Below are 16,513 nucleotides of genomic sequence, written 5' to 3'. Positions count from 1 at the left end.
GTCAGGCTTCCTTCGGCAAAGAGCCAGATAAAGCCCGGCGATCAGGTGTAGGTTGCTGCAAGACCGCCATCGATCGGCAGGTTCACCCCATTCACCCACCGGGCATCTTCCGAGCAGAGGAAGAGGACGGGACCTGCGATTTCATCGGCCAGCGCCGGGCGTTTCATCCGGTGGGCGTCTGCCTGGACACGTTCCTGGCCAAGCATGGTCACGAAGTCGCCGAGGATCGGGGTGAACACGGGACCGGGGGCCACCGAATTCATCCTGATGTCGTGCTCCATGAAAAGGGCCTGGCTGCGCTTCATGGTCCAGACGATCAGGGCCTCCTTGAAATACTGGTAGCAGGTTTCCTGAGCGACCGGGTTCGCTGCAAGCCAGGCTTGGCCTTCGGCGAAGCTCTTGGTGTCGGCGAGCACCTTATGCTGCTCCACGCGCTTTGGCCATTCTGCACCGAGGATCGAGGCGAAGTTGACGATGGAGGAACCTTTTGGCATGCGCTCGATCAAGGCTTCGGTCAGATGCCGAAGACCGAGATAGTTGACACGGGCGACGAGGTCTTTGTCGGCGGTGCCGGGAACGCCCGCAGCATTGACGAGCGCGTCGATGCGGGTAGGGAACTGGGCAAGCACTGCATTGATGGCGTTCGGATCGGCGAGATCGATCTTGATGAAGCCGTCGAGTGTCAGCATGGCGTCGTTGCGATCGACACCGATGACGGTTGCGCCGCGAAAGCGGGCGAGGCGGGCGACTTCACCGCCGATGCCCGAAGAGACGCCCGTGATGACAATTGTTTTTCCTGCAAGGGTCATGGTCTTGTTCCCTGGGTTTTGTGTGGATGAAATCCGTCCGCCATCAAGGCGGACGGTGATCCGATGCTCGGTTGGGGGAGCGGAGTGATCAGAACGGATAGGGCGTCGCGGCCTTCTTCACCGAGACCCATTGCCACTGGGTGAACTCTTCGATGTCTGCCGGGCCGCCGACACGGGTGCCGTTGCCGGATTTTCCTCGACCGCCGAAGGGCGCATAGGGACCGCCATTGACCGTCTGGTCGTTGATGTGGAGCTGTCCGACATTCAGCTCGTCGCCGACGGCCATGGCGCGTCCGAGATTGTTCGAGATCACGCCGGCCGCCAGCCCATATTCCGAGCGGTTGGCGAGTTCGACCGCTTCCTCATCCGTCTTGAACGAGACGATGCAGGCCACCGGTCCGAAGATCTCTTCCTCAAAGGCCAGCATGCCCGGCTTGACGCCGGAGAGCACAGTTGCGGCATAGAAGCGACCGTCATGGGTGCCACCGGCGAGCAGCTTCGCCCCCTTGGCAACGGCATCGTCAACGATCTTCTGGATCGCTTCGACCTGGCTGTCGGAGATGATCGGGCCGAGCGCCACCTGCTTGGTCGAGGGATCGCCGGCCGGCAGGTGTTGTGCCTTGGTGACGAGGCGTTCGGTGATGGCGGCCTCGATCTTTTCATCGACCAGGATGAGACCGGTTGCCATGCAGATCTGGCCCTGGTGCAGGAAGGTGCCCCAGGCGGCATTGGAGGCTGCAACATCAAGATCGGCGTCATCGAGAATGACAAGCGCATTCTTACCGCCGAGTTCAAGCTGAACGCGCTTGAGGTGGCGACCACAGACCTCACCCACCTTGGAGCCACCACGGGCCGAGCCGGTGAAGGATACCATGGCAATATTCTCATCGCTGCAGAGGGCTTCACCGGCATCTGCACCACCAGGCACGACATGCAGGACGCCCTTGGGAAGGCCAGCCTCTTCGAAAATGCGGGCGATGATGATGCCGCCTGAGATCGGCGTTCGCGGATCCGGCTTGTGGACCACCGTATTTCCAAGCGCGATTGCAGCCGCGATCGAGCGCACGGACAGAACGAGCGGGAAATTGAACGGAGAGATCACGCCGACCACGCCATGCGGCACGCGCCGGGCATAGTTGGTCCGATCATCCATGCCAGGCAAAAACATGCCGGACGGCTGGGTTGCCAGCGATGCGGCATGGCGGATGAAGAGGGCGCCGTGTTCGATCTCGATCATCGCTTTCGGATGGATGGAGCCGGATTCCTGCATGATCCAGGCCGCCAGTTCCTGACCGTTCTGCTCCAAAAGGTCTGCGGCACGAGTGAGGATCGCCGCGCGCTCAGCCGGCAAGGTCTTGGCCCATGCCTTCTGTGCGGCTTTGGCCTGTTTTGCCGCGCGGGCGACATCGGCCGGGCCGCAGAGGCCGACGGCTGCCAGGACATTGCCATTGGCGGGATCGGTCACATTGAGCGTTCCTGCCATGGTCTCCTGCCACTCGGAGATATAGGCCAGCCCGCCCCAGCGAGCGGTGTCCAGAAAATTGGGCGCGTGCATGTTCATTGCTTCAGGGCCTCCAGTTCCCTTGGTTGGGGAGGTCCGCGCACAGCTTCGCCGTCATGAGGTCGGCCCGTGTTGAACCGCTCATCCCATCTCAGCTGATCGATGCGTCCTCCGTGCCACCTCCTCAAGTGGCTCGAACAAATCATCGCAAGGGATGTGCCAGTTGCTGCCTTGGCAGTTGCATGTCACTTCTGGGCTTCGAAAAATCTCGAAACTACAATGGAATAGCTGGCATTCATTCGAAACTGCTTCCAGCGTCGACTTGGATTGCAGATTTCATCAAATGGTGAAATCATGGGAAAAATCTGAAAACGCATGAAGTCGATATGACCCCTACCAAACCGCCTAAGCTCGTTTCTCTGGCCGATGTGTCGAAGTCGACGGGCAAGATGTTGTCCAAGGGGGCGTTCAGCGAGCTCGATACAGGTGCCTCGCCGACACTGTCGGAACTGACCGAGGCACTGCATTTTGCCCTGGGCGATGGCCGGATCTGGCTCAACGACCAGCGCATGGTACTGATGCAGAGCCAGGTTCTCGGTCGATTGCGTCAGGAGATCATCGAGGCCTTCGGCATGGAGGCGGCAAAGGGCATCTTCATGCGTGTTGGCTACATGCAGGGCGTCCGGGATGCCGAGCTGATCCTGAAACGCTTTCCGCATCAGGATCTCACTCATGCTCTCGCCGCAGGACCGCGCGTCCATACGTTGGAGGGTTTCGTCAAGGTCGAGACCAAGCAGTTCGAATTCGACAGCGATAAGGGACGCTATTTCGGCGAGTTCTATTGGTACGATTCCTCCGAAGCGGGCGAACACATCGTTCATCATGGCCTGGCAAGCGAGCCCGTCTGCTGGATGCAGACCGGCTATCCCAGCGGCTACACCAGCACGCTCTTCGGCCGGCCTGTGATTTTTCGCGAGATGGAGTGCTCGGGCATGGGGGCGTCACGCTGTTATGTCGTTGGCCAGAACGCCGAAGAATGGGGAGAGGACGCACCCGAACGAGCGTATCTCGGCCTCGAATGGCCACGATCGCGGCGCACTTCGCGCAGCCGCTCGGAGAAAACGCAACGAAGCGGTGATCCCGCCTCGGCGAACCCGACGGCGAGCACCGGTGGCGACCCGGTCGTGGGCGTTTCCGCCAGTTTCCTGCGTGCGCGGCTGATGGTGGAGAAGGTGGCCGACACGGAGGCGACAGTTCTGCTGGTCGGGGAATCCGGTGTCGGCAAAGAACTGTTTTCCCAGCAGTTGCATCGGCTCAGCCAGCGCTCGACCAAGCCGTTTGTCGCACTCAACTGCGCGGCCATTCCCGACACATTGGTAGAATCGGAACTCTTTGGCGTCGAGAGGGGCGCTTTCACCGGCGCTGTAGCGTCCCGACCGGGCTATTTCGAGCGCGCGGCGGGCGGAACGCTCTTCCTCGACGAGATCGCATCACTGGCGTATGCCGCGCAGGGCAAGTTGCTTCGTGCCATCCAGGAGCGGGTCATCGAGCGTGTCGGCGGTTTGAAGACGGTTGCGGCGGATGTCAGGATTATCGCCGCCTCGAACGTCGATCTAGCCGACGAGGTGCGGACGGGGCGCTTCCGCCAGGACCTCTATTTCCGTCTTTGCGTCTTCCCGATTTCCATTCCGCCGCTTCGCGAGCGGCGGGACGACATTCCCCTGCTCGTCGACCATTTCCTGCGTCTGTTCCGCGAGCGGCACCGCCGCCAAGTGGTAGGCCTGACCCGCCGCGCCATGGATGCGCTGCTCGCCTATGATTTTCCGGGCAATATCCGCGAACTGCAAAATCTGATCGAGCGCGGCGTGATCTTTGCCGATCCGGGCGGGTTTATCGATCTGCAGCACATATTCACAGCCAATGAACCACTGGCCCCGTCCCATCCGTCGCTGACACGTGAAGGACGCTTGACCTATGGCCAGGTCACCCTGTCACCTGCAGCAGTCACTCCGGATTTTCTGCAATCTTCTTCACACATCAAAGCGGCCGAGCTCGATCTCTACCGTCAGGCCCTCACCACCCATCGTGGCAATGTCTCTGCTGCCGCCCGCAGCCTTGGCATCTCGCGTGCGAAGCTCGAGTACCGACTCCGAAAGAACGGCCTCCACTAAAGCGCCGGCCTGGCTAGCAGCAGCCATTATAGGCTTGGTTCCACTCAGCGAGCGCCGTCTCGATGAGGGGCCAGTCCCGACGCAATGTGTCAAATCGTCGGACAGATTGTCGGTAGCTGCTGCGCAATTCGTTTTCCAGGGCATCGAGGTCTATGCCGGGTAAACGTCCCTGCGCGACGATGGTCTTTCCCGCCACGATCACCTGCAGCACATGTCGTGCATTTGCGCGTGCAAAGAAGAGGTCGACAGGCTCAAGCTCCATGATCCTGTCCCGATCGAGGCGGTCATAGTCGAGCTCAAGAAAATCGGCCGGTTCTCCGACTGCAATCTTGCCGGTCCCGGACATGCCGATCGCTTGCCGTCCATGAGCAATGCTTTGCAACAGGAAGTCCTGCCGCGACCAGCTCTGCGTAAAGCCCATACCGCCGTGCAGGGCATTGGCGAGACGGATCTCGCGGATCATGTCGTCGTCCTCGTCGAAGGCCTGACCATCCACACCGATCGCGACATGACAGCCTCGTTGCCAAGCGCTGGCGACGGGTCCGAGCCCGGAACGGAGATGCAGATTGGATCCAGAGTTCGTGACGATGCGGCAACCTGCCTCCGCGATCATGTCCAGTTCGTGCGGGCGGGCGTGGACGCAATGCACAAGGGTCAGTCGCGGCGAGAGCAAGCCGATTTCCTTCAGATAGGTGACGATCCCTTGCTGAAACGTGAGATCCGACCACCGCCTCTGATAGGGTGTCTCGAGGAGATGCATATGAACTCTGCGGCCGGTTTCGGCAGACCGTCGCGCGATCGCCTGGAGCAGTTCATCGCTACACCATTGCACGCCAGCCGGTCCAAACTGCACGTCGACCATCGGTCCCTGGATGGCTTCGGCGATCTGTTCCGTCGTTTCGATCAGGCGCTCGGGAGATTGGGATGGCCGGCAAAAGGTCTCCCGCAGCAGAGCCGCGGTGCTGGCCGGAAGCTTGTCGAGCAGGGCCGTTTCGTCACCATAGACGAGCGGATTTTTGTCTCTCAGCGCCGGGGCAAAGGCAATCCTGACACCGACGTCCCGTGCGGCCCTTGCAACTTCGCAGGCTTCCTCGACTGGATCGAGTTTGCCGCTTGGCCGCGTATAGTGGACCATGACCGCGCCGCAGCCAGACAGTGCTGCGCGCGCGAGCGGTGCCACTGCGGCCTTGTAGGCATCCGACGGCGTGGCAAGGATCGTGCGCGGCAGCCACGCCTCCAGGGGCAGGAAGGCGGTCCCGAAGGATGACATTGGCAGTGGCCGCGCATGATCATGGGCATTGGCCAGTGCCGGGATTACCAGCGTGCGCTGGTTCCCCGCCGTTGCAGGGCTTGCGTCTTCCACAGCCGTAATGACCCCGTCTTTCCAGCGGATGCGACGATTCTGTTGCGGGCCCCGAGGCTCGCCTATCGTGTGGGTCGCGTATAGCTCTCCTGAATGGGTCATCGGTTCTGATCCGGCGATAAGGCAACATTCGCCGCAGAGCCGTTGCCGCGTGGATCATGGGCACCTTCCACACGTCCATTGCCAGACAGCCGGATCACGCCTGCCTGTCCGAAAATCGGTGAAAGGGCAGGGAGCATCGCGACTTCATGGCCGAGGGCCGAAAGTGCTTCGGCCTCTTCAGGCCGAATCGATCCCTCGATCTTCAGGCTGTCACGGCTGTCGGAGAAGGTTCGTCCCAAGAGGAAACGTGGCTGGGCCAGCGCCAGCTCGGGTGTCATGGCGTCGTCGAGCAGGCTGGTCAGTAGCACAGACAGCGTCTGCGGCTGACCATCGGCGCCCTGCGTGCCGTAGAGCAGATAGGGTTCGCCGTCCCGGATCGCGATACCCGGGTTGAGGGTGTAGAAGGGCCGCTTGCCGGGCGCCAGGCAATTCGGGTGGCCGGGTTCAGTCGAAAAGGCTGCGCCGCGATTTTGCCAGAGGATGCCTGTCCCGGGAACGATGACGCCACTGCCCCAATCGAAATAGGTGCTCTGAAGCAGGCTGGCACAACGTCCCTGAGGGTCCGTGACGGCAAAGAAGACGGTATCTGCGCTGTTGACCGGATGAGGCCACACCATGGCGGATGCGGGATCGATCCTGCCCGCTGCGGCGTCGAGCGTGCCTGTTTCGAGCATGGCTGCGGCCGGGTCATGCTTTCCAGTATCGAAATCCGGATCGGCGATCGATGAACGCTTCAGGAAAGCCTGCTTGGTCGCCTCGACAAGCAGATGGATCCGGGCGGCGGTTCCTGGGGTCGTCTCTACGAGATCAAACCGGGAGAGAATGCCCATGATGGCAAGCGTCGAGCAGCCCTGCGTTGGGGGCGGCGGCGCCAGCAGCAGCGTTCCGCGATAATCCAGCGCCAGCGGATCGACTTCACGCGTGCGGGTGGCTGCCAGATCCGCTTTGTTGAGCGGCGAGCCTACTTTCGCCAGGCCGTCGGCGATCGCTTCCGCCAGACAGCCATCATAGAAGCTCCGGTATCCTTCGTTCGCAAGGGACCGCAGGCTTGCAGCCAGCTGAGGCTGGCGCAACAGTCCCGCGTCGCTGCGATGGTCGAAGATTGCTGCAAATCCGGGCCATACGGGGTGCTCTTGCCCGCGAAAGTCGAGCCAAAAATCCTGGGAGGCGCTTGGTATATAGCCGCCATCGGCCAGTTCGATCGCGGGAGACATCAGATCCGCGAAGCTTTCCCGACCGGCCCAGTTCGCAGCGCTGAAGGCGAGGGCATGTCCCCAGCTGTCGACAGCGCAGGCGGAGGTCAGCATGGAGGATGGGCCGCGCGCTGGAATAGCGTCTTTCGGAACGGTGACCCCGGCAGCAGCCTGGCCTATTCCGAGGAAGCAGCGGCGGTGCCCCTCCCGGTCGCAGACCAACCAGACGGCATCGCCGCCCAGGCCGCAAAAATGGGGCATGACCACCGCGAGCACCGCGGCAACTGCGACTGCCGCTTCGATCGCGTTGCCTCCGCGTGCCAGCACGGCCCTGCCGGCTTCCGTTGCGAGCGGGTGAGGGCTCACAACCATCCCTGATTCCAGTCGGTGGGCACGTGTTGGCTGCATGTATCTTGCTCGCGCGGGATTTGTGGCCGGCGGCAGGATGCCGCCGGCCGGGCCATTGGATCAGTTGATCGTGTAGGTGAGCTTGCGCTCTTCGAGCGGCGGCAGGAACTGGCGGTCAAAGATCTGCTCGGCCGTCGGCTTGGACGGCAGCTGATAGCCTTCGGCCACGATGTCGATGGAGCGAGAAAGGCGGCTGTCATCGAGATCGCCCAGTCCGAGCTTTTCGACTTCCGGGGAGACGATCAGGTTCTCGTAGGAGAATTTGAGGCGGTCGTGCTCCAGGTCACGCTTGACGAGGTTGTCGTAAGCGACGACGGAATCCATGCCCTTTTCGGTGTCGAGCCCGATTTCGATTGCGGCCTTGTTGACCGCGCGGACCAGGCCGGCAACCGCCTGCGGGTTCTCGGCGATCAGCTTCTGCGACACCATGAGGCCGTTCGAGTAGAGGTCGAGGCCGTGATCACCGAACAGCAGCCAGTTATAGTCCTTTGCCGGATCCTGGCGGTTGTTTATGAGGTTGAACCAGCTGGTGATGTTGAACACCAGTGCGCCGTCGATATCGCCCTTGATCAGCATGGGTTCCTGCAGGTTCGGACCCATGTTGTCGATCTTGACCTGAGCCAGGTCGACTTTGTTGAGCGTGGCGAGGACCGTCACCAGGCGCGTGGTCGGTGTTCCCTGTGCGCCGCCGAGCGTCTTGCCGACGAGGTCTGCCGGCGTATTGATATTGGTCTCCTTCTTGCTGACGATCGCGAAGGGCGGCTTGTTCCAGAACTGGTAGACCATGACCGGGGCTTCATCGGGGCGGGTCGCGGCATTCTGGATGATGGCGTTGATGTCGCCGAAGCCGGCATCATAGGTACCCGACATGATGCGCGTGACGGTGGCCGCCGAGCCCTCGCCTTGGTCAATGGTCACGTCGAGACCTTCCGCTTCAAAGTAGCCTGCTTCCTTGGCGAGCAGAAAGGCAGCGTCCGATCCTTGCGTCTTCCAACCCAGCGTAAACTTGATGGCGGTGTCGGCAAGCGCCGCGCTGTTGAGGCAAAGGCCAAGAGCGACGGTGGAGAGAAATGTCTTCAGCATGTTGAGCTCCGATTGTTCGAGGGGTCAGGCGGTGGTGGTGAGATCGTTGCGGCGGTTCGCCCAGCCGGCGACACGCATTTCGACGAGAGAGAAGGCGGCGTAGAGAAGCACGCCGAGCACTGCGAGAATGAACAGCCCGGCAAAGACCAGCGGCACGTCGAAATTCGAGGATGCCGTCATCATCACATTGCCGATGCCGCGATTGGAGGCGACGGTCTCGGACAGGACGGAGCCGACGAAGGCAAAGGTCGCGGCGATTTTCAGAGAGGCAAAGAAGAAGGGCATGGTGCGCGGCAGGCCGACATTCCACAGGATGTCCAGCTTGCTGGCGCCCATCGACTTCAGGACGTCCTCAAGTTCCGGCTCGGTGGTGGCCAGTCCCGTCGCGATGTTGACGACGATCGGGAAGAAGCACATGGCGAGCGCCGTGAGGATCGCGGGCACGGAACCGGATCCGAACCAGAGAACGAAGATCGGAACGACGGCGACCTTGGGGATCGACGAAAAGCCGATCAGCAGGGGATAGGCCGTATCATAGGCAATCCTGGAGGTTCCGATGCAGGCGCCGATCAGGAGTCCAACCGTGACGCCCAGCAGAAAGCCGACCATCGTGGTCCACAAGGTCTGCAGGATGTGAGGCCAAAGGACATCGAAGCGGCCCACCAAGGTCGCCAGGATCTGCGAGGGACGGGGCAGGACGAGGTCGGAGACCTGTAGCGCGATGCAGAGGATTTCCCAGAGGCCAAAGAAGGCGAAGATTAGGAATGCTGCCCAGAAGCGGCGGCGAATGGTGTAGGACATCTCAGGCCTCCTCAGCGACGTCGGTGCGGGCATCGATGATCAGCTCGCGCAGGCGCTGGTTAAGCGCCGTGAATTCCGGCTCGAAGGTCATCGGGACCGTGCGGGGGCGGGCGAAGTCGACGGTGCTGTCGTCGATGATCCTGCCGGGGCGGGCGCTCATCACGCAGATGCGCGATGCCAGAAAGCCGGCTTCCTTGAGGTCATGCGTCACCAGCAGAACCGTCGGTTTGCGCTTCATCCAGAGCGACTGCATCGTCGCCCAGAGCTCCTCGCGGGTGAACTGGTCGAGCGCTCCGAAGGGTTCGTCGAGCAGGAGAAGGCTCGGTTCATGGACCAGGGCACGACAAAGATTGGCGCGCTGCAACATGCCCCCGGACAGCTGCCAGGGGTAGTGGTTTGCGAAGCGCTGTAGCCCGACGTCGGCCAGAAGGGTGTGGACGCGATCGCGGTACTCCGTATTCTTCTTGGAACGGTACTGCGAGCGGAACGGGCGCACGATCTTCAAAGGCAGCATGACGTTGCGTTCGATGGTCAGCCAGGGAAGGAGCGTTGGGTTCTGGAAGGCCATGCCGATGCGCAGAGCCTTGGCGCTGACTTCCTTGCCGCCGACGATCACCGCACCGCTGCTCGGCTGCAAAAGGCCGGAGGCCAGTTTCAGGATTGTAGACTTGCCGCAGCCGGACGGGCCGACGAGTGCGAGAAACTCGCCCTCGGCAATCTTGAGGCTCGTTTCCTGCAGGGCCGCGACGGCTCTTTCTCCGCGGCCAAAGGATACGGCCGCCTGCGACAGCTCCACCGCCACGGGATGCCTGTCTCTCGTGTCTGAAAAATCGATCATGCACCTCACCTTCAGTTGTTGCGAAACTGTATGCAACAGGCGTGCCAAATCGGCTCACTGAAGGCGAAGTCCGGAAATCATAGCAGTTTCATTTTCGTAAAATGTCCATGCGAAAAGTGCATGCAATTAAATTGTGCAATTTGCTTGCTATGGCAGCATCAGGGCGAGTTGAAAAAGCGGATTGGGTGGATTATCCAGAGCAGCATGAAGGGAGCCCGTCATGGCATCTGAAAAGCGTCAGCCGCGGAGCGAAATCGATCGCGTGCAGGGCATTTGTCATGCTCTGCGCACGGCGATTATCGAGCGCGCGCTCTTGCCGGGTGACCGGCTGCCCGAAGATGCACTTGGTGAACGTTTTGGCGTCAGCCGCACGATCGCCAGGCACGCGCTTGGTCAGCTGGCAGCCGAAGGTCTGGTGGATCTGAGGCGTAATCGGATCGCCGTCGTGGCGACGCCTTCCTTCGAGGATGCCAGAGATATTTTCGACATCCGGGTCGACCTTGAGCGGCAGGTGGTGCGTCATCTCGCGGGTAAGCTGACGGACACCCAAGTCAAGCAGTTGAAGGCCATTGTTGAGGCAGAGCACGAAGCGCGCCATGGCGCAGAAGGCACGTCAATTCGGCTGGCGACGGAATTCCATGTCCGGCTTGCGGAGATGACTGGCAAGCCCATACTCATTCGCTACGTGACAGAGATCTGCTACCGCGCCGGCCTGTCCCTGTCCGCCTTTGCGCGTCCTCATTCCTCCGACTGCGCTGTCAGCGAGCATCTGGAGTTGATCGACGCCATCCAGCAGGGACCCGCCGAGCGGGCCTGCATGTTGATGGATGAGCACCTGGAGGCTGTCGCATCTCGGGCGCTGTTGCAAAGCTCAGGCGCCAGAAGCAGGGATCTGATGAATATCCTTGCGCCCTACGCCGATTGAAACTGTCCACACCTGCATCTCATTGCCGTGCACAGGAGGGGTCGAGGATCCATTCGGCACTGTCGTTCCATACGTCGGTCTCGACGATGAGCCCGTTGCGCACGACGAAGCGGTCGACATAGCGATTGTTGTCGAAGCGTTGCCCATCCGGCCATTCGCCGTATAGGTAGCCGAGGCTGTAGACGATCGTCTCGCCGTCGCCTGGCACGACGTCATAGCGCTCGATGCGCTTCTTGACCCATTTGTAGCGAGTGGCGTTGAAGCCCGTGGGACCGCTTGGGCTATCGAACACCCGGTTGCCTGTGAACCTGCAGACGAAGCTTGCATCCACATATCGGGCTGCCCGTACGGGGTCCGGCGCCATGGAGGCCTCCAGGTAATCTTTGACTGCCTGAAGGTCGCGCTGCGCAAGGTCGTTCATTTTTTATCCCCGTCTGTTGCCATGATCGACATTAAACTGCATACAGTTTCTCTATTCAATTCCTATTTTGGCTTCAAGCATGAGTTCCATTCCCGCCTTCGATACCCTTATCCGGAACGCCGCCCTGCAGGGGAGCGTGGCCCTGACGGACATCGGCATCCGTGATGGGCGCATTGCCGCGATCATTCCTGTTGCGCAGCGCGGGGAGGATAAAGCTCATGTCGTAGAGGATGTCGGTGGCCGTCTCGTTTTGCCGGGTTTCATCGATACTCATATCCATCTGGACAAATCCTGTCTTCTTGCATGCTGCAGGGGTGTTGGGGGAGGGTTGAAAGGCGCAGTTGCTGCAGTGTCGCGGCTGAAGCAGGAATTCACGGAAGAAGATGTCTATCGCCGTGGTGCCCGAACCATCGAAATGGCTATCCTGCAAGGCACCATGCACATGCGCACGCATGTGGAGGTCGATCCGCGTGTCGGTCTGCGAAGCCTTGCTGCTATCCAGCGACTGAAACGCGACTATGCCTTCGCCATCGACCTCTCTATCTGCGTCTTTCCGCAGGAGGGCCTGTTTAACGATCCCGGCACCGAGGCATTGCTGGAGCAGGCGCTAGACAGTGGTGCGGATCTGCTCGGCGGCTGCCCCTATACCGACAGCGATCCTAGAGCGCATATGGAGCGTCTGTTTGACATGGCAGAGCGCCATGACGTCGATCTCGACTTCCACCTCGATTTCGATCTTGATCCAAGCTGGACCCATATGGATGACATCTGTCGCTTGACGGAAGCCAAGGGCTGGCAGCGGCGGGTGGCGATCGGCCATGTCACCAAGCTGGCTGCAATGGAGGAGGCGCTCTTCGAGCGGCATGTCACCCAGCTATTGGCTGCCGGCGTTGCGGTTACCGCCCTGCCTTCGACAGATCTCTATCTGAATGGGCGCGACAAGGGGTTTCGTGCCGTACGCGGCGTGGCACCTTTGCACCTGTTGGCGGATCGAGGTCTTACGACGTCGATTGCGACGAACAACGTGATGAACCCGTTCACGCCTTACGGGGATTGTTCTTTGCTTCGCATGGCCAATCTCTACGCAAACCTCATGCACATAGGACCCGAAGGTTTCTCCCGATGCCTCGATATGATCACGGGGGATGCCGCGCGCCTGATGCGTATCGACGCTTACGGCATCGCGCCGGGCCATTTCGCAGATCTGATCGTTCTTGATGCCACTTTGGAAGATGAGGCTTTCGGCAGCATCGCGCCCGCCTTGATGGGTCTAAAGAAAGGCAGGAAAACATTCGAGCGACGGGCCGAAATTTTTTCATAGTCGACGAACGCCGATCGCACAGGCTGAGATGATTGCCGAGGGGCCGTAAGCCTTCCTTTAAACAAGACTGCAGACAGATCTATCGCGCTACCAGTGCAAGGGCTGGAGCCTTCTCCACATCAGGACGCGCTGATCCAGTTGCCGTCGGATGCCCGCGTCCCCCCGCGTTTTGTGATGGTTCAGTATCGGAGAGTCTGTCGATAACCGTTGGGCAAAAGACCCTTTTGGGCTGTCATGTGTCGGCCGACTTGGACGTCGCAACCGCCTCTAATGCCTCGGCGAAGAGGCTTGTACCCATCAGAGCTCTGCAACGGGCGAAGCGCCTATCGGCATAACTGCGGAAGTCGTCTGCAGGATTGTCGTTTGCGAGCTGTATTAAGCCCCAGAGTGTCCATAGAAGGTCGCACATTGCCTTATATATGATGATGCGCCCACGCTCGGCGGCAGTGGGCTCACCGCCGAAATAAGCAAGGATCATTTCTTCCTCCTGCTCCGGCCCGAAACCGCCTTCGACGCAGAGATCGCCGAGATCCCACATGGGGTCGTTCATGCCGGAATATTCCCAGTCGACGATCCACATGCGCTCACCACTGTCGAGGAAGTTTTCGCAAAGCGGATCGCAGTGGCAGGCGACATTCGGCAGCGGATGGGCCGATAGCGCTGCCCGCACCGCCTCCGCCTCGCTTAGGACGTCATGATATCCTTCCGGCAGGTCGACATCCTTCGTGGCGAGGATGCCGAGGTAGCTGTCGATCATCGCGAAGAGTTCGAAGCGTGCAGGGAAGATGGCGCCACTGTCATGCAGTTTGCGAAAGGCCTTGCCTGCCCTGGCAGGGGCGCCGGCTCGCGACCGAAACCGCTCCGGTGTCATGGTCGCTGCCCCATCCAGGAAACGGGAGACGAAGATGCCGCTTGTCGCGTCCGCAAAGAGAATGTCCGGGCCGACACCGGCAAAGGCGACTGCCTCTGTCGCCATCATCTCGTTGGCGCGATCAATGTATTCCTCTGTGCCCTTGCCAGGGATGCGCAGGCAGTGGTCCCCAACGCGGAATACCAGATTGGTGAGGCCGCCCAGGCGTTCGATCGGGCCGTCATGACCGGCCAGCAGGGGGATCGTCTTCACTGTTTCCCGGGCGAGCGCGATCTCGGTCTCTTCGTTCATGCCTTCAGCCTCTCCATCTTCGCATCATAGAGGGTGCGGGCGCCCCGACGGGCTTCATAGGTCCTGCCGAAGGCCTCGATCTGGAAGTGCTCGCCTGTGGCAATCTCAGTTGGCAGGTAACCGAAGGCAATGGTCTTGCCGAGCGTATATCCGTAACCGGTGCTGGCCGTGGAGCCCACGACCTTGCCATCGAGTAGAACCGCCTCGCCGCCGTGGAAGGGGGCGAAGCCGTCGACGGTGTAGGAAACGAGCCTGCGCTTCACGCCGTCCGCCTTGATCGTCGCCAGGGCCTCCCGGCCGATGAAGTCGCCTTTGTCGAGCGCGACGCAGAAGCCGAGACCAGCCTCATACGGATTGTAGTCGGGCGTGATGTCGCCGGACCAGTAGAGATAGCCCTTTTCCATGCGGGCCGCATCGATGGCCCGGTATCCGGCATCGGCGATGCCTGAGGCTTGTCCGGCCGTTTTCAGGGTATCGTAGACATGGGAGGCGTATTCCTGGTCGATATAGAGTTCATAGCCGAGTTCGCCAACATAACCGATGCGGACCGCAAGCGCCGAGGCTGAGCCTATGTCGATGCGTCTTGCGGTCAGGAAGGGCAGCGCATCATTGCAGAGGTCGTCGTCGGAGATGCTTTGCAGGACGTCACGCGCCCGCGGTCCGCAGATGTTGAGGGTGGCGAAGCGATTTGTGACGTCGCGCAGGCAGACGCCTGCCGGCAGGTGGCGGGAAACCCAGTTACCGTCTCGGACGCCGAAGCCAGATCCGGTGATCAGGTAGAGGAGGTCGTCGGCGAGATGGACGATCGTCACATCAGCCTCGATGCCGCCACGCTCATTGCAGAGCTGGGTATAGACGGCCTTGCCCGGCGGGCCGGACAGATCATTGGCCGCGATCCGCTGCATGGCTGCCCAGGCGCCGGGACCGCTGATCTCGAACTTGGAGAAGGACGATTGATCGATGAGCGCCACCCGCTCGCGGATCGCCTTCACCTCGCCGCCGACGGTGTCGAACCAGTTCGGCTTGCCCTCGAAAGAGGGGATGTCCCTGGCTTCCGGCCCCGCTTGCGAAAACCAGTTGGGCCGTTCCCAACCAAATTTCGAGCCGAAGACGGCGCCATTTCTCGCCAGGACATCGTGCAGCGGCGATCGGCGCAGACCTCGGACGGCCTGCGCTTCCTCGCCTGGCCAATGGACCTTGTAGTAGGCGCCGTAAGCCTCGATGGCGCGTTCTTCCAGATAACGTCCCTGGGCATGGACAGCGCCGAAGCGACGGACGTCGAAAGGCCAGAGATCCATGCCGGCATCGCCGTGCAGGATGAGGTTGGAAAGCGCAAGGCCGGCTCCGCCCGAAGCGGCGATGCCGGCGGTGAAGCCGCAGGCGACGTAGAAATTGTCGAGGCCCGGGGCAAGCCCCATGATCGGCTCGCCGTCGAAGGAGACGGGGATCGGGCCGTTGATCACCGTCTGGATGCCGATCTCGTTGAGGGCGGGAATGCGGGTCGCGGTCGGCAGGGCAAAGAGCTCCAACCGGTCCCAGTTCGGCTCGAACAGTTCGCGACCGAAATCGAGCGGCGGCTTGCCACGCCAGCAACCCTTGGTGCCATCCTCCCAGCCGCCGATGGCGAAGGAGCCGGTGTCCGGCTTCAGATAGAAATTGTTGTCGGGATCGCGCAGGGTGGTGAGATCCGGGGGTAGAGTGAGCTTTTTTTCGGTGAGGAAATACTGGTGCTCCACGACGCCTGCCGCGAGCGGGACGCCGGCCATCTCACCGACGCGTTTCGCCCAGAGGCCGGCACAATTGACGAGAATATCGCAGGAGATCGTCCCGCCATTCGTCACCACGCCGACGGCCCGGCGGTTCTCGATGACAATCTCCTCGACCGTCACCCCTTCCTCGATCTTCACGCCGTTCATCCGCGCGCCCTTGGCATAGGCCATGGTCAGGGAATAGGGATCGATATAGCCGTCGCCGGGTATGAAGGCGGCACCCTCGATGCCCTCCTTGACGATGTAAGGGAAACGGTTCGCTGCCTCTTCAGCGGAGAGGGAGTAGCATTCGACGCCGAAGCTTTTTGCCTGGGTCATCGAACGGCGAATTTCGCTCCAGCGCTCAGGACTTCCGGCAAGCCTGAGCGAGCCCACCTTCTTCCAGGCAATGTGCTGGCCCGTTTCCTGTTCCAGGCGATCGAAGACCGCGACGGAATTTTGCATCAGCCGGGTCAGATTGCGCTTGCCGCGAAGCTGGCCGACGAGGCCTGCCGCATGCCAGGTGCAGCCATGGGTGAGCATGGCCTTTTCGACCAGCAGGACATCCTTCGCCCCGTCGCGGGCGAGGTGATAGGCGACGGAGGTGCCGATTGCGCCGCCGCCGATGATGAGAATGTGGACATGACGATCAGCGCGGAATGGCATT

14 protein-coding genes are annotated in these 16,513 nt (G+C 61.1%); 3 read left to right on the top strand and 11 right to left on the bottom strand.

The annotated features are described in order from the left end of the window. Positions 1-41: 41 nt before the first annotated feature. On the bottom strand, positions 42-809 hold the full coding sequence (locus GH983_RS11815) for a coniferyl-alcohol dehydrogenase (RefSeq protein ID WP_153762470.1): 768 nt from the start codon (positions 807-809) through the stop codon (positions 42-44). Between the two features lie 88 nt (positions 810-897). Continuing rightward, complete coding sequence (locus GH983_RS11810) at positions 898-2,370, bottom strand: benzaldehyde dehydrogenase (RefSeq protein ID WP_153762469.1); 1,473 nt, start codon at positions 2,368-2,370, stop codon at positions 898-900. Between the two features lie 326 nt (positions 2,371-2,696). Here GH983_RS11810 and GH983_RS11805 point away from each other — a divergent pair, with 326 nt between their 5' ends. Continuing rightward, the gene (locus tag GH983_RS11805) at positions 2,697-4,481 is read left to right on the top strand and encodes a sigma-54-dependent Fis family transcriptional regulator (RefSeq protein ID WP_082347863.1); all 1,785 of its coding nucleotides are present in this window, start codon (positions 2,697-2,699) and stop codon (positions 4,479-4,481) included. Between the two features lie 13 nt (positions 4,482-4,494). On the opposite strand, the gene GH983_RS11800 is transcribed toward GH983_RS11805, so the two are convergent. The 5 genes from GH983_RS11800 to GH983_RS11780 all read right to left on the bottom strand — a co-directional run bounded on the left by GH983_RS11800 (position 4,495) and on the right by GH983_RS11780 (position 10,269). Then, positions 4,495-5,946 (bottom strand): amidohydrolase family protein, encoded by a 1,452-nt coding sequence (locus GH983_RS11800; RefSeq protein ID WP_153762468.1) that lies wholly within the window; start codon positions 5,944-5,946, stop codon positions 4,495-4,497. Beyond that, a complete protein-coding gene (locus GH983_RS11795; RefSeq protein ID WP_153762467.1) occupies positions 5,943-7,511 on the bottom strand; it encodes a gamma-glutamyltransferase family protein in 1,569 nt (522 codons plus the stop codon). The genes GH983_RS11800 and GH983_RS11795 overlap by 4 nt, the downstream gene beginning before the upstream one ends. 96 nt (positions 7,512-7,607) lie before the next feature. Then, entirely contained in the window at positions 7,608-8,630 is a 1,023-nt protein-coding gene (locus tag GH983_RS11790) for an ABC transporter substrate-binding protein (RefSeq protein ID WP_153762466.1), read from the bottom strand. A gap of 24 nt (positions 8,631-8,654) precedes the next feature. Continuing rightward, positions 8,655-9,431: an ABC transporter permease gene (locus tag GH983_RS11785; RefSeq protein WP_069040976.1), complete on the bottom strand. Its 777-nt coding sequence runs from the start codon at positions 9,429-9,431 to the stop codon at positions 8,655-8,657. A gap of 1 nt (position 9,432) precedes the next feature. After that, a complete protein-coding gene (locus tag GH983_RS11780) occupies positions 9,433-10,269 on the bottom strand; it encodes an ABC transporter ATP-binding protein (protein ID WP_153762465.1) in 837 nt (278 codons plus the stop codon). A 220-nt stretch (positions 10,270-10,489) separates the two neighbouring features. Here GH983_RS11780 and GH983_RS11775 point away from each other — a divergent pair, with 220 nt between their 5' ends. Then, the gene (locus GH983_RS11775) at positions 10,490-11,194 is read left to right on the top strand and encodes a GntR family transcriptional regulator (RefSeq protein ID WP_054151595.1); all 705 of its coding nucleotides are present in this window, start codon (positions 10,490-10,492) and stop codon (positions 11,192-11,194) included. Between the two features lie 19 nt (positions 11,195-11,213). Here the strand turns inward: GH983_RS11775 and GH983_RS11770 are convergent, their stop codons facing one another. Then, positions 11,214-11,615 carry a hypothetical protein gene (locus GH983_RS11770; protein ID WP_054151596.1) on the bottom strand — a complete coding sequence of 134 codons (402 nt, stop codon included), beginning with the start codon at positions 11,613-11,615 and terminating at the stop codon, positions 11,214-11,216. Positions 11,616-11,688: 73 nt separating this feature from the next. Then, positions 11,689-11,895 (bottom strand): hypothetical protein, encoded by a 207-nt coding sequence (locus GH983_RS24320; protein ID WP_246727602.1) that lies wholly within the window; start codon positions 11,893-11,895, stop codon positions 11,689-11,691. Here GH983_RS24320 and GH983_RS11765 point away from each other — a divergent pair. Continuing rightward, positions 11,797-12,936 carry an amidohydrolase family protein gene (locus tag GH983_RS11765; RefSeq protein ID WP_246727561.1) on the top strand — a complete coding sequence of 380 codons (1,140 nt, stop codon included), beginning with the start codon at positions 11,797-11,799 and terminating at the stop codon, positions 12,934-12,936. The two genes, GH983_RS24320 and GH983_RS11765, sit on opposite strands and share 99 nt — an antisense overlap. Positions 12,937-13,168: 232 nt before the next feature. On the opposite strand, the gene GH983_RS11760 is transcribed toward GH983_RS11765, so the two are convergent. Beyond that, positions 13,169-14,098 (bottom strand): phosphotransferase family protein, encoded by a 930-nt coding sequence (locus tag GH983_RS11760; protein WP_054151598.1) that lies wholly within the window; start codon positions 14,096-14,098, stop codon positions 13,169-13,171. After that, positions 14,095-16,512: an FAD-dependent oxidoreductase gene (locus GH983_RS11755; RefSeq protein ID WP_153762463.1), complete on the bottom strand. Its 2,418-nt coding sequence runs from the start codon at positions 16,510-16,512 to the stop codon at positions 14,095-14,097. The genes GH983_RS11760 and GH983_RS11755 overlap by 4 nt, the downstream gene beginning before the upstream one ends. Position 16,513: the final 1 nt, after the last annotated feature.

The sequence above is a fragment of the Agrobacterium sp. MA01 genome (genome assembly GCF_009650195.1).
In the GTDB taxonomy this organism is placed as follows: domain Bacteria; phylum Pseudomonadota; class Alphaproteobacteria; order Rhizobiales; family Rhizobiaceae; genus Allorhizobium.
The sequence above is the reverse complement of the archived record's forward strand: the minus strand, read 5'-3'. Positions and strand labels throughout refer to the sequence as shown.